The sequence below is a fragment of the Streptomyces sp. NPDC048211 genome, from assembly GCF_043202315.1.
Taxonomy (GTDB): Bacteria; Actinomycetota; Actinomycetes; order Streptomycetales; family Streptomycetaceae; genus Streptomyces.
The window spans coordinates 272,650-289,779 of sequence record NZ_JBIDAD010000009.1 but is presented as its reverse complement, the minus strand read 5'-3'; the positions used below and the strand labels follow the sequence as shown (position 1 = coordinate 289,779).

At 70.8% G+C, this 17,130-nt stretch carries 18 protein-coding genes; 11 read left to right on the top strand and 7 right to left on the bottom strand.

Going from position 1 to position 17,130, the window contains the following annotated elements; translation table 11 throughout:
- Positions 1 to 172 precede the first annotated feature (172 nt).
- The 8 genes from fabG to ACGFZA_RS30000 all read left to right on the top strand — a co-directional run bounded on the left by fabG (position 173) and on the right by ACGFZA_RS30000 (position 7,228).
- Positions 173 to 934, top strand: a complete 762-nt coding sequence (fabG, locus tag ACGFZA_RS30035) for a 3-oxoacyl-ACP reductase FabG (protein WP_219567929.1) — start codon at positions 173 to 175, stop codon at positions 932 to 934.
- 20 nt (positions 935 to 954) lie between these two features.
- Positions 955 to 1,710, top strand: coding sequence for an SDR family oxidoreductase (locus ACGFZA_RS30030; RefSeq protein WP_385276948.1), 756 nt, complete (start codon positions 955 to 957; stop codon positions 1,708 to 1,710).
- A 118-nt stretch (positions 1,711 to 1,828) separates the two neighbouring features.
- Positions 1,829 to 3,409 carry an ABC transporter substrate-binding protein gene (locus tag ACGFZA_RS30025; protein ID WP_385276951.1) on the top strand — a complete coding sequence of 527 codons (1,581 nt, stop codon included), beginning with the start codon at positions 1,829 to 1,831 and terminating at the stop codon, positions 3,407 to 3,409.
- A gap of 121 nt (positions 3,410 to 3,530) precedes the next feature.
- Positions 3,531 to 4,214 (top strand): uracil-DNA glycosylase, encoded by a 684-nt coding sequence (locus tag ACGFZA_RS30020; protein WP_385276954.1) that lies wholly within the window; start codon positions 3,531 to 3,533, stop codon positions 4,212 to 4,214.
- 164 nt (positions 4,215 to 4,378) lie between these two features.
- A complete protein-coding gene (locus tag ACGFZA_RS30015; protein WP_385276957.1) occupies positions 4,379 to 4,864 on the top strand; it encodes a hypothetical protein in 486 nt (161 codons plus the stop codon).
- 832 nt (positions 4,865 to 5,696) lie between these two features.
- Entirely contained in the window at positions 5,697 to 5,858 is a 162-nt protein-coding gene (locus ACGFZA_RS30010; protein ID WP_385276963.1) for a hypothetical protein, read from the top strand.
- A gap of 19 nt (positions 5,859 to 5,877) precedes the next feature.
- Entirely contained in the window at positions 5,878 to 6,777 is a 900-nt protein-coding gene (locus ACGFZA_RS30005; protein WP_385276966.1) for a Gfo/Idh/MocA family protein, read from the top strand.
- Positions 6,778 to 6,871: 94 nt separating this feature from the next.
- Complete coding sequence (locus tag ACGFZA_RS30000; RefSeq protein ID WP_393683189.1) at positions 6,872 to 7,228, top strand: hypothetical protein; 357 nt, start codon at positions 6,872 to 6,874, stop codon at positions 7,226 to 7,228.
- 47 nt (positions 7,229 to 7,275) lie between these two features.
- On the opposite strand, the gene lnt is transcribed toward ACGFZA_RS30000, so the two are convergent.
- The 3 genes from lnt to ACGFZA_RS29985 form a co-directional block, all read right to left on the bottom strand.
- Positions 7,276 to 8,925: an apolipoprotein N-acyltransferase gene (lnt, locus tag ACGFZA_RS29995; protein ID WP_385276972.1), complete on the bottom strand. Its 1,650-nt coding sequence runs from the start codon at positions 8,923 to 8,925 to the stop codon at positions 7,276 to 7,278.
- A gap of 104 nt (positions 8,926 to 9,029) precedes the next feature.
- Positions 9,030 to 9,527 (bottom strand): nuclear transport factor 2 family protein, encoded by a 498-nt coding sequence (locus tag ACGFZA_RS29990; protein WP_385276975.1) that lies wholly within the window; start codon positions 9,525 to 9,527, stop codon positions 9,030 to 9,032.
- A gap of 248 nt (positions 9,528 to 9,775) precedes the next feature.
- The gene (locus tag ACGFZA_RS29985) at positions 9,776 to 10,642 is read right to left on the bottom strand and encodes a universal stress protein (protein WP_393683186.1); all 867 of its coding nucleotides are present in this window, start codon (positions 10,640 to 10,642) and stop codon (positions 9,776 to 9,778) included.
- Positions 10,643 to 10,861: 219 nt separating this feature from the next.
- Between ACGFZA_RS29985 and ACGFZA_RS29980 the strand changes: the two genes are divergently transcribed.
- From ACGFZA_RS29980 to ACGFZA_RS29970, 3 genes are all read left to right on the top strand, one after another.
- Positions 10,862 to 11,248, top strand: a complete 387-nt coding sequence (locus ACGFZA_RS29980; protein WP_385276981.1) for a hypothetical protein — start codon at positions 10,862 to 10,864, stop codon at positions 11,246 to 11,248.
- Between the two features lie 77 nt (positions 11,249 to 11,325).
- Positions 11,326 to 11,946: a flavin reductase family protein gene (locus ACGFZA_RS29975; protein ID WP_385276984.1), complete on the top strand. Its 621-nt coding sequence runs from the start codon at positions 11,326 to 11,328 to the stop codon at positions 11,944 to 11,946.
- Between the two features lie 211 nt (positions 11,947 to 12,157).
- A complete protein-coding gene (locus ACGFZA_RS29970; protein WP_393683183.1) occupies positions 12,158 to 12,316 on the top strand; it encodes a hypothetical protein in 159 nt (52 codons plus the stop codon).
- A gap of 178 nt (positions 12,317 to 12,494) precedes the next feature.
- Here the strand turns inward: ACGFZA_RS29970 and ACGFZA_RS29965 are convergent, their stop codons facing one another.
- The 4 genes from ACGFZA_RS29965 to ACGFZA_RS29950 form a co-directional block, all read right to left on the bottom strand.
- On the bottom strand, positions 12,495 to 12,719 hold the full coding sequence (locus tag ACGFZA_RS29965; protein WP_326734886.1) for a hypothetical protein: 225 nt from the start codon (positions 12,717 to 12,719) through the stop codon (positions 12,495 to 12,497).
- A 149-nt stretch (positions 12,720 to 12,868) separates the two neighbouring features.
- Positions 12,869 to 15,250 (bottom strand): pentapeptide repeat-containing protein, encoded by a 2,382-nt coding sequence (locus ACGFZA_RS29960; RefSeq protein ID WP_393683181.1) that lies wholly within the window; start codon positions 15,248 to 15,250, stop codon positions 12,869 to 12,871.
- Between the two features lie 437 nt (positions 15,251 to 15,687).
- A complete protein-coding gene (locus ACGFZA_RS29955; protein ID WP_385276991.1) occupies positions 15,688 to 16,149 on the bottom strand; it encodes a DUF2690 domain-containing protein in 462 nt (153 codons plus the stop codon).
- Between the two features lie 288 nt (positions 16,150 to 16,437).
- The gene (locus ACGFZA_RS29950; RefSeq protein ID WP_393683178.1) at positions 16,438 to 16,749 is read right to left on the bottom strand and encodes a hypothetical protein; all 312 of its coding nucleotides are present in this window, start codon (positions 16,747 to 16,749) and stop codon (positions 16,438 to 16,440) included.
- Between the last annotated feature and the right edge of the window lie 381 nt (positions 16,750 to 17,130).

The window sequence follows — 17,130 nt, the reverse complement described above, 5'->3', positions numbered from 1 at the left end:
CGTCCGGTGTGACATGCGCCGCTGCGTCCGTGGGCCGTTGACACCGGGTGCCAGGGCTTCTAGCGTCTCGTCTGCTGAAGGTACTAAGCGGTTGCTCAGTTATCGGGGACGTTCTCGCGGGAATGTGCCCGACGTCCGCTGAGCCGCGACCCAAGGGCGAGGAGAGCCAAGCATGTCCACCACCGAGCAGCGCGTAGCCATCGTGACCGGAGCCGCACGGGGCATCGGTGCCGCCACCGCGGTACGCCTGGCGGCCGAGGGCCGCGCCGTCGCCGTACTCGACCTCGACGAGGCGGCCTGCAAGGACACCGTCGAGAAGATCACCGCTGCCGGGGGCAGGGCCCTCGCCGTCGGCTGCGACGTGTCGGACAGCGCTCAGGTGGAAGCCGCCGTCGCGCGGGTCGCCGCGGAGCTCGGCGCCCCGACGATCCTCGTCAACAACGCGGGCGTGCTCCGTGACAACCTGCTCTTCAAGATGAGCGAGTCCGACTGGGACATCGTGATGAACGTGCACCTCAAGGGCGCGTTCCTGATGGCCAAGGCCGTCCAGAAGCACATGGTGGACGCCAAGTTCGGCCGGATCGTCTCGCTGTCCTCCTCCTCGGCCCTCGGCAACCGCGGCCAGGCCAACTACGCCGCGGTCAAGGCGGGTCTGCAGGGCTTCACCAAGACCCTGGCCAAGGAGCTCGGCAAGTTCGGCATCACCGCCAACGCCGTCGCGCCCGGCTTCATCGTCACCGAGATGACCGCGCAGACCGCGGAGCGCGTCGGCATGGGCTTCGAGGAGTTCCAGGCCGCCGCCGCGACCCAGATCCCGGTGCAGCGCGTCGGCTTCCCCGAGGACATCGCCAACGCCATCGCCTTCTTCTCGGGCGACGACGCCGGCTTCGTGTCCGGCCAGGTCATGTACGTCGCCGGCGGACCGCTCAACTGACCCGAAGGGCTACGGACATCATGACTGTGCAGGACAGTGGCAAGGTCGCGCTGATCACCGGTGCGAGCCGGGGCATCGGCTACGGCATCGCGGAGGCGCTCGTCGCCCGCGGCGACCGGGTGTGCATCACCGGGCGCAACGAGGACGCGCTGAAGGAGGCCGTCGAGGCGCTCGGCTCCGACCGGGTCATCGGCGTGGCCGGCAAGGCGCACGACGAGGCACACCAGGGGGTGGCCGTCGAGCGGACCATGGAGGCGTTCGGCCGGGTCGACTTCCTGGTCAACAACGCCGGTACGAACCCGGTCTTCGGCCCGATCGCCGAGCTCGACCTCAACGTGGCCCGCAAGGTCTTCGAGACGAACGTGATCTCGGCGCTGGGCTTCGCCCAGCAGACCTGGAAGGCATGGCAGAAGGAGAACGGCGGGGCGATCGTGAACATCGCCTCCGTCGCGGGTGTCTCCGCCTCGCCGTTCATCGGCGCGTACGGCATGAGCAAGGCGGCCATGGTCAATCTGACCCTGCAGCTCGCGCACGAGTTCGCGCCGGTCGTCCGGGTCAACTCGATCGCCCCCGCGGTCGTGAAGACGAAGTTCGCGCAGGCGCTGTACGAGGGCCGTGAGGCGGAGGCGGCGGCCGCCTACCCGCTCGGCCGGCTCGGCGTCCCGGCGGACATCGGCGGGGCCGCGGCCTTCCTCACGTCGAGCCAGTCCGACTGGATCACCGGGCAGACCCTCGTGGTCGACGGCGGGATTTTCCTGAATGCCGGCGTGGGCTGAGATCGGCCTGGGCCGGTTTGGCCCTGATTGACTCAAGTGCCCCGTCGGGCCAGCGGATTGACCCGGCGGGGCACTGCGGTATGGTCTGCCGACCCATGGCTGATCGAGGAGCGTGCGCGTGTTCTACCGGGCCAGTCTGCAGGCTGCTGCAGCCCTTGCTTCCCTGTCTTTGCTGGCCGGCTGCGGTCTGCTTCCCGGCGGCGGTTCGGACGTGGAACAGAAGCTGGCGGTCGGGACCACCAGCTCACCGTCCACGCTCGACCCTGCCGCGGCGTGGGACGGCTCCTGGGAGCTGATGCGCAACGTGTTCCAGACCCTGGTGAGTTTCCCCACCGGCAGTACGAGCCCCGAGCCCGACGCCGCGGACAACTGCAGATTCACCGACCTGACCAGCACCGCCTACCGCTGCGAACTCCGCGAGGGGCTGAAGTTCTCCAACGGCGACACGCTCGACGCCGAGGCGGTGAAGTACTCCATCGACCGGATCAGGTCGATCGCGGTCAAGGGCGGCCCCGTCGGGATGCTCGGCTCGCTCGACCGGGTGGAGACCAAGGGCGACGACGTCGTCATCTTCCATCTGACCAAGCCGGACGCCACCTTCCCCTTCGTGCTGGCCACCCCCGCCATGTCTCTGGTCGCACCCGGCGCGTACTCGAAGAACAAGATCCGCGACGACGGCAAGGTGACCGGGTCCGGTCCCTACCTGCTGAACGCGTACAAGCCGGGCGACCGCTCCGAACTGGTGAGGAACCCCGACTACAAGGGCTTCGCCGACCGCAAGAACGACGCGGTGACCATCCGGTACTTCAAGGAGTCCGCCGACCTGGTCCCGGCGCTCAAGAAGGGCGAGATAGACGCCACCTACCGCGGTCTGTCCGCCGAGGAGGTCGTCGCCCTGGAGGACAACAAGGACGAGGACAGCGATCTCCAGATCGTCGAGGGCGTCGGCGCCGACATCCGCTTCCTGGTCTTCAACCCGGAGGACCCGGCCGCCGGGAATCCGGCCGTCCGCCGTGCGATAGCGCAGCTCGTGGACCGTGACGCCCTGGTGGCCAAGGTCTACCAGGGCACCGCGGAGCCGCTCTACTCGATGGTCCCCAAGGGGATCGCGGCGCACACGACCAGCTTCTTCGACACGTTCGGCGACCCGGACGAGAAGAAGGCCAAGAAGATCCTCACCGACGCGGGCATCACCAAGCCGGTCGCGATGACGTTCTGGTTCACGACCGACCGCTACGGGTCCTCGACGGCGCCCGAGTTCGCCGAGCTCAAGCGTCAGCTGGAGGCTTCCGGGCTGTTCAGGATCACCCTGAAGAGCAAGCCCTGGAAGACCTTTCAGGAGGGCTTCACCAAGGGTGAGTACCCCGTCTTCGGACGAGGCTGGTTCCCGGACTTCCCGGACCCCGACAACTTCATCGCCCCGTTCGTGGGCAAGGACAGCGTCACCGGCATGCCGTACCTGAAGGACGAGATCACGAAGGATCTGCTGCCCCAGTCCCGCAAGGAGAGCGACCGCGGCGCCGTCAGCAAGCAGTTCGAGCGCGCCCAGAAGATCCTGGTCGACGACGTCCGGCTGCTGCCGCTGTGGCAGGGCAAGCTCTACGTCGCCGCGGGCGAGGACATCGGCGGCGGCGAGCGTGCGCTGGACCCGCAGACGGTCATGCAGATGTGGGAGCTGTACCGCAAGGCCAGCTGGTAGTGGGACCGCGGGGGCCCGGCGGCCGGGCCGCCCGGCCCCCGCGGGGCTCCCGGCGTCCGTTGTCAGTGGTCCCCGGTAGGTTCTGAGGTCTGGAACCGATTGCTTACCGGAGGTTGTTGACGTGACCGACACCTACCCGCTGCCTGAATCCTGGCGCGGCGTCCTCGGCGAGGAGCTTGAGAGCCCCTACTTCAGGGAGCTCACCGAATTCGTCGAGAAGGAGCGGGCCGACGGGCCGGTCTATCCGCCCCGGGAGCAGGTGTTCGCGGCTCTGGAAGCGACTCCGTACGACAAGGTGAAGGTCCTGGTCCTCGGCCAGGACCCCTACCACGGCGAGGGGCAGGGGCACGGCCTGTGCTTCTCCGTGCGGCCGGGCGTGAAGACGCCGCCCTCCCTGCGCAACATCTACAAGGAGATGAAGGAGGAGCTCGGCCTGCCGGTCCCGGACAACGGGTATCTGATGCCGTGGGCCGAGCAGGGGGTGCTCCTCCTCAACGCGGTGCTGACGGTGCGCGCAGGCGAGGCCAACTCCCACAAGGGCAAGGGCTGGGAGAAGGTCACCGACGCCGTGATCCGGGCCGTCGCCGCCCGCCCCGACCCCGCGGTCTTCGTGCTCTGGGGCAACTACGCGCAGAAGAAGCTCCCGCTGATCGACGAAGAGCGCCATGTGGTGGTCAAGGGCGCGCACCCCTCGCCGCTCTCCGCGAAGAAGTTCTTCGGCTCGCGTCCGTTCACCCAGATCAACGAGGCGGTCGCGGCGCAGGGACACCGGCCCATCGACTGGCGCATCCCCGACCTGGGCTGAGGGCGCGCCCGAGCCTGAGTGCGAATGCCTGCTGCGGCGACTAGCGTCGAACCGGCTGCAACCGGTCGGAACCGACACGAGCTGTCAGGATCTTCCGGAAATCAGCAGGAGCAGGCCGAAAGTGATCGGCCGGGCGCGGGCGGACAGGTGCGAGGGAGACCGTAGTGACGGAGCAGCAGGAGGCGTCGCCGGACGTCGTCATGACCAGAATCGGCCAGGCGATCATGTTGCTCCACGGTGGTGACCGGGAGGAGGCCCGCAACCGCTTCGGCGCGCTCTGGGCGGAGATCGGTGAGGGCGATGACGCGATGCACCGGGTCACCCTCGCGCACTACATGGCCGACACGCAGGACGACCCCGGTGACGAGCTGGCCTGGGACCTGCGCGCGCTCAGCGCCGCGGAGGCCCTGACGGCCGGGCGGGCGGCCCAGCACCGGGACGTGCTCGCGGTGCGCGCCTTCTATCCGTCGCTGCACCTCAACCTCGCGGCGGACTACGTGAAGCTCCAGCGCCCCGCCGCCGCCCGGATCCATCTGGACCGGGCCCGGCGGGCGTCGGGCGCGCTCGCGCAGGACGGTGCGGACGACGGATACGGAGGGGGCGTCCGGGCCGCCATCGGCCGGCTGGAGCGGCGGTTGCGGGACCTCTGACCGCCCGGCGGTCGCATGCGCGGTGCGGGGGAGTGCGGAAGCCGGTGGCCCGCCCCGGTGGGCCACCGGCTTCCCTGTGCGGGCCGGCCGGGTCAGCGGCCGTAGGTGTCGTCGCAGATCCGCGATTGCGGGCTGCCCGCGGGCCAGTGCCCGTACCCCCTTCCGAGCGCACACACGTCCGCTCCGGCCACCGGCGCCGGCAGGGCCGGGGTGGGGACGGGCGGAGCCGCCCGCCTTGGCTGTGTGCGGGCCTGGCCGGGGCGGTGCTGCTGCGGGGGTCGCGGCCCGTCGCGCCGGACTGCCGGGGGCGCCGGGGCTGCCCGGCGGGAGGCCGAGGGCGAGGGCTTCGGCCCGGGCAGTGCTTCCAGTGTGTCGCGTACCGGAGGCCGGCCGATCTGCGGGTCGAGCTCTTGCGCCGGCCGGCTGCTCTCCGGGCGTGCCGGTGAGCTCGGCTGCGGCTGTACGGACACACAGCCGGACAGGGCTGCGACCGCCACGCCGACCAGGACTTTCACGGTGATTCTGGTTCGATGCACCTGATCAACTCTGGGGTGCGGACCGGCTGTCCGGGGAGCGGGGAAGCCCGGATTGGCTCGCACGAGTGACCCCGTCAGCGTGGCGCGCCGCGTGTCGCCGGTTTGCCGGCCGCCACGCCGGGCCGTGCACGTGCGCTCGGCATGCCCGGCGGGGGCCCGTCGAGGACCGCATGACCGGCGGGGGTGGTCGTCATCGGTCCCTGTCGCGGACCACCGTCGTCGTCCGCAAGGCACGCACGGGTCACCGGGACGATGCGGCCGGCCTCCGCCCCTCCGTAGCCGTAAGGGACCTCGTCATGTCCACCGTCTCCCGGCTCGGGCCGGGGCTCGTCCTGCGCACGTTCGACGGCATCGCCGACTGGCGGCCGCCGCAGCACACGTATGCTGCCGGGACGAAGGACGCGCCGGCCCGGCCGCGGTCGACGCCCATGGCAAAGGACCGCGACGTACGGCGCTGAACAGCGAGAAGGAGACCCTGTGAAGGTCGGCTGCATCGGGCTCGGCGACATCGCGCAGAAGGCGTACCTGCCGGTACTCACCGCCCTGCCGGGAGTCGAACTGCATCTGCAGACCCGCACCCCCGCCACGTTGGCCTCGGTCGCCGCCACCCACCGCATCCCGGACGGGCAGTGCCACACCGACCTCGACTCGCTGCTCGCCCAGGGCCTGGACGCGGCGTTCGTGCACGCCCCGACCGCCGTGCACCCGGAGATCACCGGACGGCTGCTCGAAGCGGGCGTCCCCACCTACGTCGACAAGCCGCTGGCCTACGAACTCGCCGAGTCCGAAAGGCTGGTGGAGCTCGCCGAGGCACGCGGTGTCACCCTGGCGGTTGGCTTCAACCGGCGGGTGGCGCCCGGCTACGCACAGTGCGTCGAGCACCCGCGTGAGCTGATCCTCATGCAGAAGAACCGGGTCGGGCTGCCGGAGGAGCCGAGGGCCATGGTCCTCGACGACTTCATCCACGTGGTCGACACGCTGCGCTTCCTGGTGCCCGGACCCGTCGAGCACACCGTCGTCCGGGCCAGGATCCGTGACGGCCTGATGCACCACGTGGTGCTCCAGCTGTCCGGGGACGGATTCACCGCCATCGGCGCGATGAACCGGCTCAGCGGCTCGACCGAGGAACGGCTGGAGGTCTCGGGCCAGGACTCCAAGCGCGAAGTGCTCAACCTCGCCGAGGTCATCGACCACAAGGGCCAGCCGAGCGTGCGACGGCGCGGCGACTGGGTTCCGGTGGCCCGGCAGCGAGGCATCGAGCAGAGCGTCCTGTCGTTCCTGGACGCGGTGCGGGCAGGAAAGCTGCTGAGCGCCCGGGACGCCCTGCAGACGCACGAACTGTGCGAGCGCGTCCTGCGGGACCTCGACTGCGCGTAGCACGTGCAGCCGGTGCCGTCGACGGCTCCGGATGCGTGCGGACCGGCGCCGATGCAGGCTGGGTGGATGGACCGCCGGCCGTGGAGGTGACCTGGTGAAGCCCCACCGCGAGCCACCGGGATGGGGTGCGCTCCAGCCCCCTCCCGGCTACTACTCGGCCGACGGACGTCCTCCCGACGCCATCCAGCGCGCCCTGATCCTCGACTGGGCGGTCAATCAGCGGATCGCGAGCGGCTGGCGCGTGGAGTCCCGCTCGGAGACCCAGGTCGTCATGGTCCGGGGCCGGCCGCTGAACCATGTCCTGCACGCCGTCCTGACCGCCTTCACCTGCTTCCTCTGGGGCGCCGTGTGGCTGGTCCTCGGCGTGACCAACAAGGTCGAACGGGTGGCGCTCACCGTCGACGCCATGGGCGACATCGTCACCGTCCACGGACCGGGCCGCGCCGCCTGAGTCCCGGACTCACCGCGCTTCCACGGCCCGGTCACCGTCACCGGGCTTCACTGCGGCGCGGATTCCGTGGGAGCCTCCGCGGCCGTACGGGCGGAGAGTCCCGGCCCCGCACCACCGGCCGGGACCACCGGGGCGCCCCCCACCGGCTGCGCCCGGTCCCGCCTGCGCACGGACCGGACGGCTTCGAAGGCGCAGAAGGCCACCAGCACACCCGCCGCGCCGTACAGCGGCCAGTCGCCCAGCCGCACGTACAACGTCGTGCCCCGGGCCAGCGGCACGCCGTACACCGCCGTCCCGCTCGTGTCCGTACCGAGCGGAGCCCCGACACGCTGCCCCTGCGGGCCGTACACCGCACTGACGCCCGTGAGCGTGGCGTGCACCATAGGGCGGCCGTTCTCGGCCGCCCGAAGCGCACCCAGCGAGGCGTGCTGGCCGGGCGCCCAGCCGTGCTGGAAGGACGACGTGGACGACTGGGCGATCAGGACCCGGGCGCCGTCACGGGTCAGCCGCCTGCTCATGTCGGGGAACGCGGACTCGAAGCAGACGAGCGGACCGATGCGCAGGCCCTGCGCGCCGGGCAGCGTCATGGTCACCGGACCCGCGCCGCGCAGCCGGTCCTCGCCCGCCGCCCTGCCCATCGAGGTGGCCCACCCGAGCGCCGAGCGGGCCGGGATGTACTCGCCGAAGGGGACCAGACGCATCTTGTCGTAGCGGTCCCCGGTCAGCCCCCGCGGACCCACCAGCACAGCGCTCTTGAAGATTCCGGTCCGGCCCGAGGCATCGGTCTGTCTGGCATCCACGTTCACCAGCACGTCCGCGCCCACCAGGCGCGACAGCGCGGCGATCCGGGCGGCGACATCGGGCCGCCTCACCGGATCGACGCCCACACTGCTCTCACCCCACACGACCAGGTCGAGGTCCCGTCCCGCCAGTGAGCGCGTCAGCTCCTCGCTGCGCGCGAAGCGGCGCTGCACGCTGCCGGGCCCCTCGACGACGCCGGGCTGGACGACGGCGATCCGGACCGTCCCGGTCTGCTCGGGCTGCGGCGCCCACACCCACACCGACCCCACGGCCACGGCGGCCGCCAGGAGCGAGACGACGGCCGACGCGCGGGCCGCACGGCTCGTGAGCAGCAGGACGAACGCCGTGTTCACCGCGACCACGAGCAGGCTCACCAGCCAGACCCCGCCCACCGAGGCCAGACGGAGCGCCGGCGGGACCTGCCACTGGCTCGCGCCGAGGAGTCCCCAGGGGCCGCCGAGCCCCTCCCAGGAGCGCACCGTCTCGATCATCAGCCAGCCGCACGGAACCAGGACCACGGCCGCCACCACCCCGCGTCCGGAGACCTGTCCGCGCAGAAGCCGGCCGACCAGCATCCCCCACGGGGCCCACAGCAGACCGAGCAGGGCCGCCAGCACCACGATGAAGACATGCAGGCTCGGCATCAGCCAGTGGTGCACCGCCAGCATGTAGCCCGTCCCGCCGAGCCAGCCGTCGAGCGCCGCCCTGCGCGCCGTGCCGGCGGACCGGATCAGCAGCAGCAACGGGACCAGGGCGACGTATGCCAGCCACCACAGTCCCGGCGCGGGGAACGCGAGAGCGGGCAGTGCACCGGCCAGGAGCGCGACGGCTCCGCGCCCCGGGACAGAGCCGAGTATCCGGTCGCCCCGCTCACGCCACACGGCCCCGCTCGGCATGCCGCGCCTCCTCGTCCTGCCGGGTGGCAGGCATCATCCGTGAATCCGATCCGTTCCCCTGCTTGTTCCCCCAGTGTGGGGCAGCGGAAGCGAGTCGGGGCGGATCACTGGGCGATGAGGGCTTCCGACAGGCTCCGCCACTTCTCGTGGACCGTCACGCCCTGAATCCGCCATCCGTCGCCGGTACGGAGCAGTTCGAAGGCGTACCGCCCGCCGGAGACGAAGTTGGGTGCGGTCGGACGGTCCGCGGCACCCGGGCCCTCGTCCGGTCCGCTCACGAGCCGCATCGGGTTCATGTAGTCGGCCTGCACCCGCGCACGGTCGCCCGGGTAGCCGCCGAGGTCCTGAAGGTCCAGGCGGCGGTTGACGATCAGGTGCTGCCGTACGGGGAAGAGCAGCATGGTCTCTGCTAGCCACTCCGCCACTTCGGCGGCGGGACCCTCGATGCCGCCGGCGGCGCGGTAGTCGGCGCGCCCCTCCGCGGTGAACAGGGCCCGGTAGTCCGCCCACGCACCGTCGTCCACCGCCACCGCGTAGCCGGTGATCACTGCATCGATGGAGAGCCGGTCCATCACGGTCGAGAGATCCACGCGCTGCGTCATCGGGTCAGTGTGGGCCCACCGGCGTCAGGGGCCAAGGGCCGTGCACCCGCTGACAGGCCGCGGAGGGCGGGAACCGGCCGCGGAAGGGCCTGTGGCGGGGGACTCCGGGTCGGCTCGGCCGGTTGCGACGGCAGCGGCGGCCGGGACTGTCAGGCGCCCTCAGCAGGGCACCACGGCCACCGGCGGGGGACTACGGGTCGGCTCGGCCGGGCACGACGGCCGGCGGCCGCCAGGACCGTCAGGCACCCTCAGCAGGGCACCACGGCCACCGGCCCGAGCGCATGCGTGAGCGTCGTCTGCGCCACCGGGGAGAGGCCGAGCCCGAGCGACTCGCCGCCCTTGCGCCGGCCGATCACCGTCAGGGCCGCGGTCGCGGACGCGGTCACCAAGGTGCGCGACGCGGAGCCGTTGACGGGCTCCTTCATGACCTCGACCTGCGGATACTTCTCGCGCCAGCCCGCTGTCAGCTCGGCGAGGGACCGCTCGGCGGAATCGGCCGCCGCGTCCCGGTCGAAGACGGGGCCGCCGCCGAGCATCGACGAGAACATCGTCCAGCCGTGCACGATCCGCAGCCGCGCCCCGGGGCGGGCCGCCGCGGTCTCGAACGCGAACTCCAGGACCGCCTCGCTGCTCTCGTCGGCGGCCACCCCCGCGACGACGTCCCGGAAGACCTCCTGGGCGCTGTCGTCCGGCTCCTCGTCCGGCTGCCCGCTGTGGACGACGACCACGGGGCACTTGGCCATCGAGGCGGTCGCCAGGCTGTTGGAACCCAGCATCAGGGAGCGGAACCCGCCCAGTCCGCGTGAGCCGACCACCACCAGAGACGCATCACGACTCAGGGAGACCAGGGCCGCCGAGGGGAAGTCGAGTGGTGCGAGGGTCGTGGGACGCAGCCCGGGCGCGATCCGCTCCACCCGGCGCACGGAGCGGTCGAAGAGCTCCTGCGCCTCGCGCTCCTGCGTCTCCTGGCCGGTGCGCCGGGTCAGGAGGCGGACATGCACGATCATCAGGGGGAGCCCCCGCCCGGCCGCCTCACGGGCCGCCCAGTCCAGCGCGTCGCGGCTGTGCGTCGACCCGTCGACCGCGGCGATCACGGGGAGATCGGTACTGGTCATGCGTACCTCCGGTAGTGCGGTGGTGCGTGCCCCGGGCCCGGTACGCCCGCGGGGCGCACGGCGGCTTCCCGGCCGGCCGGGCCCTGTCCCGTACGCTACGGCCCGTCGGCTGTCGCCGCAGGACCGGGCGGCCGGGAGACGCCTCCCCGGGACCGGCACGGTGGACCGGCCAGTGCTGTTGTCCTCGTCGGCCGGTGCGCCTGCACCTATGCTCGCGGGATGGAGCAGAGCGAAGTCGTGAAACGTGTGATCGGCATCCTCACCGAAGCGGGCGAGATGCGCCGCCTCTTGGAGGAGAACCCGGACCGTGACGACCCCAGCACCGATTCGACCGTGGTGACCGCGCTTCTCAACGAGACGATGCCGCGGATCGCGATTCCCGAGGACGCCACGATCGAGGACGTGGTGGCCCTGGTGGGCCGGGAGGTGGGCGGCGCGGTGGAGCAACTCGTCGGTGCGTTCACCCTGGCGTTCGCGATGCTGGCGCAGGTGCACGACTCCGGGCAGACGGACGTGTCGTCCGCCGACGTGCTCCAGGACCTCGCCCTGCGGGCCGAGCAGTTCGGCTCCGAGGGGCCGGGAGGCTCCGGGGACGCGGAGGCGTAGGGCGCCGGGAGGCCGGGAGGCCCCGGGGGGCGCGGAGGCGTAGGAGGGTGGCAGGGCCGGACGCCATACTCGGCGTCATGCGCATCGACATCGATCCCGGGGCCACCGACACCGGCACGTTCTACCGACTGCTCACCGCCGTGGTCGTCCCCCGGCCCATCGCGTGGGTCTCCACCGTCACCCCTGACGGCGAGACGGCCAATCTGGCTCCCCACTCCTTCTTCACGATCGCCTGCGTCAGCCCGCCCGTCGTGCAGTTCACCTCGGTGGGACGCAAGGACACGCTGCTCAACATCGAGGCGACGGGCTCCTTCGTGGTGAACTTCGCCCCGGAGCACCTCTTCGAGCAGATCAACGCCACCGCCACCGACTTCCCGCGCGGCATCAGCGAGTTCGAGGCCGTGGGCGTCGAGCAGGAGCCCAGTCTGCGGGTGAAGCCGCCGCGCGTGGCGGGATCACCCGTCGCGCTGGAATGCGAGCTGCACAGCACGGTCCTGCTCGGCGACTCCACCGTCGTGTTCGGGCGCGTGGTGCACGCCGCGGTCGACGAGGACGTGATGACGGACGGCCATCCGGAGATCACCGAACTGCGCCCGCTGACCCGGCTCGGCAAGGACGAATGGGGCACGTTCGGAGGCGTACGGGAGATCTCCCGGGTCCCGTACACCCGGTGGCAGGAGGACCGCGAGGCGCGCTGACGCGGCTGTGCAGGCGAATGACGAGCGGACCGGCGACGGTGCTGACCGCCGGAGCTGGGACAACGGATACTCTCAGCATGCCTCGTCGGATACCGGTGCCCTGGTGGGTGTGGGACCGGGACGGTGCCACACCCCGTCGCCGCCGCGGTCCGAGGACCGGACGGCGCCTCGGGGCCCTCAGAAGCAACTGCGAAAACAAACAGGAGACCCGATGGCTGATACCCCGCCCCGCCAGGTTCAGCGGCGCTCGGACGAGAGCGCGGCGGGCTCGGCGTCCGAGGCCCCGGGCCGTGTCGAGGCCTTGCCGACACCGCGCTACCAGGGGCTGTTCGTCGAACCCGATCTTCCGCCCTTCGTCGAGACCGAGTGACACCACCCGCGTCGAGGCCCGCGCCGCCCCCGTACCCGCTCCGGCGGGGCGGGGGCGGCGCGGCGTCCGGGGCCGGGGCCGGACAGCGGTGAAGGCGTGGACGAACCGACTGCCGGAGCGATTGCCGTTCAGGCCGCGGTGAAGGCGCGAACGAACCGACCGCCGGAGCGGTCGCCGTTCAGGCCGCCGCGAAGTCGTGGGCGGCTGCGCCCTGCCACTCGACGAGGGACGGCGTGTCGAGGGCCCGTGCCGGGTCCGCCATTCCGGCGTCGGCGAGGAACACGATGACATCGTGATCGCTGTGGGCGAGCCCGAGCCTCTCCTCGCGGCCGGCCAGGTGGACGGTGACGAGCCGCGCTCCGGATGGTGTGGGTCGGTGGATCACAATCGGGGGAGTAGCCATACCTCCAGCGTGGCCCCATGCGCACGTGCCCGCATCCGGTTCGGAGGCGGCAGTGGTGCGAGGGCCGGGAGACGGCGGGGAGACGGCCGGGACGCGACGGCGTACGGCTCGGCCCGGCAGCCCCGGGCGCGAGCCGGGAGTGCGGTGGGTCAGCGTTTGATGCGGCTGCGCATGGCGAGGACGGCAAGGGCCAGCAGCACGGGCTCGGTGAAGCGGCTGACCATCTCCGTGTAGGTGCCCCAGGTGGTGAGGTCCTGGCCACTTGTGCGGAACACGACAGAGTTCAGGACCACCTGCACGGCCTTGTCGGCGCGTTCCCCGGTGAACCGGTCACCGGCCGGCAGCGTCAGTCGGGGATCTTCCCTGTCGACGGTCAGCGTCACCCGCCCGCCACCGGCGGGGACCGTGCCGGTGGCGACCTGGTGGGGTGAGGAGTCGGGCACGCCGAGACCCATCATGAGCACGACGGTCGCCGCCACGGCGGCGAGCAGCCAGCCGAGCGCCCGTGAGGCGCGCAAGCCGTATCCGGAGAGCAGCCAGTACCCCCACAGCAGGAATCGTTCGCCGGCCGGAGTGCCGGCGTGGTCGTGCCGGCGCATCTCCATCTCGCCGTAGTAGAAGTCGGCCGCGCCCGGTTCGTTCTTGCCGTCCTCGAACGCCTTGCGCAGCTGCCGGTAGAGGGCGGCCACGTCCTCCGGGCCGGGAGTGAGGGCCGCGTCCGGATGGTGCGGACCGGGGCGCCAGCCCCGAGGTGAGAGCGGTCCCCGCGTCGCGGGCTGTCCGGCCGTCTGCGCGCGCCAGTGGTGCTCCTCGGCCAGGGTCCGCCGGCGGCTCCACCGGTGTGGCCACAGGAGGAAGCGGCGGTGGAGGCCGGTGGGGGTGGAGGCGAAGGAGCAGCGGCCTTCCAGCCGGAGCTGGTCCAGATGGAAGGCCCCGGCGAACAGGCAGCCGGCCAGGTCGGTGTCGGTCAGAACCAGGTGTGCTGCATCCACCCCGCGCACCGAAGCCATCCGCACTCCGGCCGGGCCCGTCAGGAGACGTTCCCCCACCGCCGTACCGGATTCGGTGACGAACGGGGCCGGATGGGCGGTGAGCGAGACGGGGAAGTGCAGCACCGCGTGGCTGAGGTCCACGCTCGCGTACCGCAGGCGCAGGGTCGCCGTGGACTCCCAGCGGGTCCTCTCGCAGTCCAGCTTCCGGGCAGCTGTCTCCAGCGTCACGGGAACCTCGAAAACCGCTCCGGACAGGTCGAGCGTGCCCGCGCACACCACGGGGCCGAAGCGAGGCAGTTCGGAGAATCGGGCAGCGGGGAAGAGCGCGTCACCGGAGAACTGGTTGTTCGTGAACGAGGCGCCGCCGGCGAACCGCGCCGCGTCGAAGTGGGCGTCGCCGGTGAACTGCGCGTCGTCGAACGAGGAGTGGCCGGTGAACTGTGTGTCGTCGAAGTACGTGGGCCCGGAGAATCGCGTCCCACTGAAACGGGTGACGCCGCAGAATTGCGAGGCCGTGAAATGGGAAGTGCCGGCGAACTGTGTGTGGTCGAATGAAGCGGCGTCGGAGAACCGCGCTGCGTCGAACCGGGCGGCACTGGTGAAGTGTGCATTGATGAAACCGGCGTCCCCGGATACGGCCATGTTCTGGAAATTCGCGGTGCCGCCGAATTCGACCTCGTGGAACCGGGAGCCGTGGGAGAAGTGTGCCTTCGAGAAATCGGCATCCCCGAGGAATTCTGTCTCGTGGAACCAGGCGTCGCTTGCGAATCCGGCCCTGGAGAATGACGTTCCTCCGGTGAACCGGACTTCGTCGAACATCGCTTCACCGGAGAACTGTGCCTCGGCGAACGAGCAGTCGGAGAGGAATTTCGCTCCATGGAACGAAGCCTGGTCCGGGAATTCCGACCTCTCGAACATGGTTTCACCGGAGAACTGCGCCCCGGTGAAGGAGGCGCCATCGGCGAGTCGGGCGTCACTGAAACCGGTGCTGCCGGTGAACTGTGTCTCGTGGAACGAGATGCCACCGGATAACAGAACCCCGTAGAAATGGGCGCCGGCGGCGATATGGGCGCCATCGAAATTTGCGCCGCCGATGATCTCCGCCTCGTCGAAGTCGGCTCCTGCCGAAAAATCTGCCTGCCGGAAAATGGCGCCGCAGCGGAATCTCGCCCCGGCGAAATCTGCCCGCGCGGAGAAGTGCGCATCGCCGAACTGGGCGACGTCGGCGAACTGCGCCCCCCGGAAGTCCGCGCTGCCGAATCGAGGTCCCCGGGCTGCGGGGTCGTGGAGAGCGTCGCGAAGGCCGGCGAGGAGGCGCTCGGTGAACGGAGTGTCCCGGTGGTCGACGTCGGCGCCGGGAGTGAGGTCCGCGAGGTAGGCGTCGCGGCCGCTGCCGGCGATGTGCGCCAGGCATCTGGTGTGACCCGGAACCAGCGTGCCGGAGCAGCCCAGGAATCCGGCGTCGAGGTTCGCGTCGTGGCCGCAGACCTGTCCCGCTGACGGCGCCGGGGTGGGGGCTGGGGTCGGAGTGGGGATCATTGCGGCAGCTCCCGAGGGGCATCGGCTCATGACGGGCAGAGGGACTGTCCGACCGTCGGGCCCCCGAGTGGCGCAGCCTCGGGGCTGTCCTGCCATTCCTGGCGGGCGCGCGACGACGGCTACGGCACCTCTCCCTTGTAGCCTCAACGGCACGGGGGACCCCCTCCGTTGTCGGAGCGCCCGAATGCAATCCAGTATGCAGGCGTCCCTCCGCCCTGCGATGCGCCGCCTCTGACGCCGCGGGCTGATCCACCAGTAATTGCGGGACAGTCCTTGGACCGGTACCCGGACCGCGGCCGACGCCTTGTCGGACAGTTCCTGCCGCCTGGTCAGGGTCCGGTTCCGGGCCGCCTTATAGCCGGTGATCACCGCCGGGTCGGCGTCCGGGCTGCCGACAACCGCATGCTCCCTGGCGCCCCGCCCGCTTCAACTGCAGGTCAGTACTTCGTAGAGCACTTGAGCGGGTACTCGTCCCCCTGGAAGCGGATGCAGACTCGGAACAGATTGCCCGTGCTGTAGTTACCGAGCATGTTCGACCAGTCGGTCGTGGTCCCTTGGGGGATTTTCACCGACAGCGACTTCTGGAGAACGGTGCCGCTGGAGTTGTACCTCTCGATGTAGCCGAACGAGTTGTAGGTCGACCCCTGCGTGCCCTTCACGTTGACCCAAGCGGCCTGGCACTTCGCCGACCAGATGAGTCGCGCCACCCGGTCCGCGCTCTCGACTCGCCGCGCCTCGATGCCGTCGTCGTCACACGCATACGTGACAGGTCCCAAGTTGTCGCAGGAGAGGCTGTAACAGCTCGCCGCCGCATATGACGTACCAGCGAGCGGAATCATGGTGGCGGAGATCACGGCTCCCCCGACGAGCAGTGCCTTGAACGAAGTCGACTTGTGCATCCCATCCCCATTTCTGCGCACCGAACTTCCCGGCCTGTGAAACTCCTTTGGCCGGTGATCAATCGGGGGAAGCTAACACGCAGATCACGTCGTGTCCACCGTGAAGAGATGGGCCCGCAGGGGCCGAACGGCTCCTGGTTTCAAGCGGGTTGGTGCAGGCGATCAGTGCGGTGACTTGCTTGGGGCGGTGGTCGGGGTGCGGCTCACCGGGCAGCTTTTGCCGGCTTACACGTGAACGTGGGCAGTCCGCGGCGAGGCGGGCGCGGACGAACGGCACGAGGCCGTCGTTCAGGTGACGTCCCCGGGTTCGTCGTGCGGGTATGCGCGGTGCTCCATGTACGGGGCGGCGAGGAGCCGCAGCTGGTACTCGGCGGTCAGGCCGGCCGCCCCTTCGGCCCCCAGGTTCGGGACGACGGTGTCCTCCAGCAGGGCGAGGTGGACCTCGGCGGCGGCGATGGTGAACCGGGCATGGGCGGCAGCGTCCTCGGGCCGGACACCGAAACGGTCGGGGTCCTTGGCGACGACGCCGCCGGCGTAGCGGGCCTTCTCCAGCTCCTCGGCGAACCGGGCCCTGAGGAAATCGGCGAGGGCGGCGGTCATGAGGGTTCCTTCTCGGTCCTGGCCGTGCGGGCAGATTCGACGACTGTGCTGGCGGGCCGCTCCGGCAGCTTGGCGCCAGGTCCGCGAATGTACCAGTCGATCAGTTCCCGGATCGCGGGAGCGCGCTCGGTACGCGTGGCCCTGGCAGCGGCATCGAAGTCGTACCAGGTGCCGCCGGTGCGGATCCGGCGGGCCGGGCCGAACGGCTCGCCACTCGATCGAACGAGTGCCGGCTGCGTCCGACGTGGGCCGGCACCCGTTGACCGAGTGGCCGAGGCGAGGCCGCGTCACACCCCTCCAGGCGGCGCCCTCGCGTCGGTTCTTCGTGCGCGGATCAGATGCTGACGACCCCACGGCCTCCAGCCCGTTCTGACGGTGGGG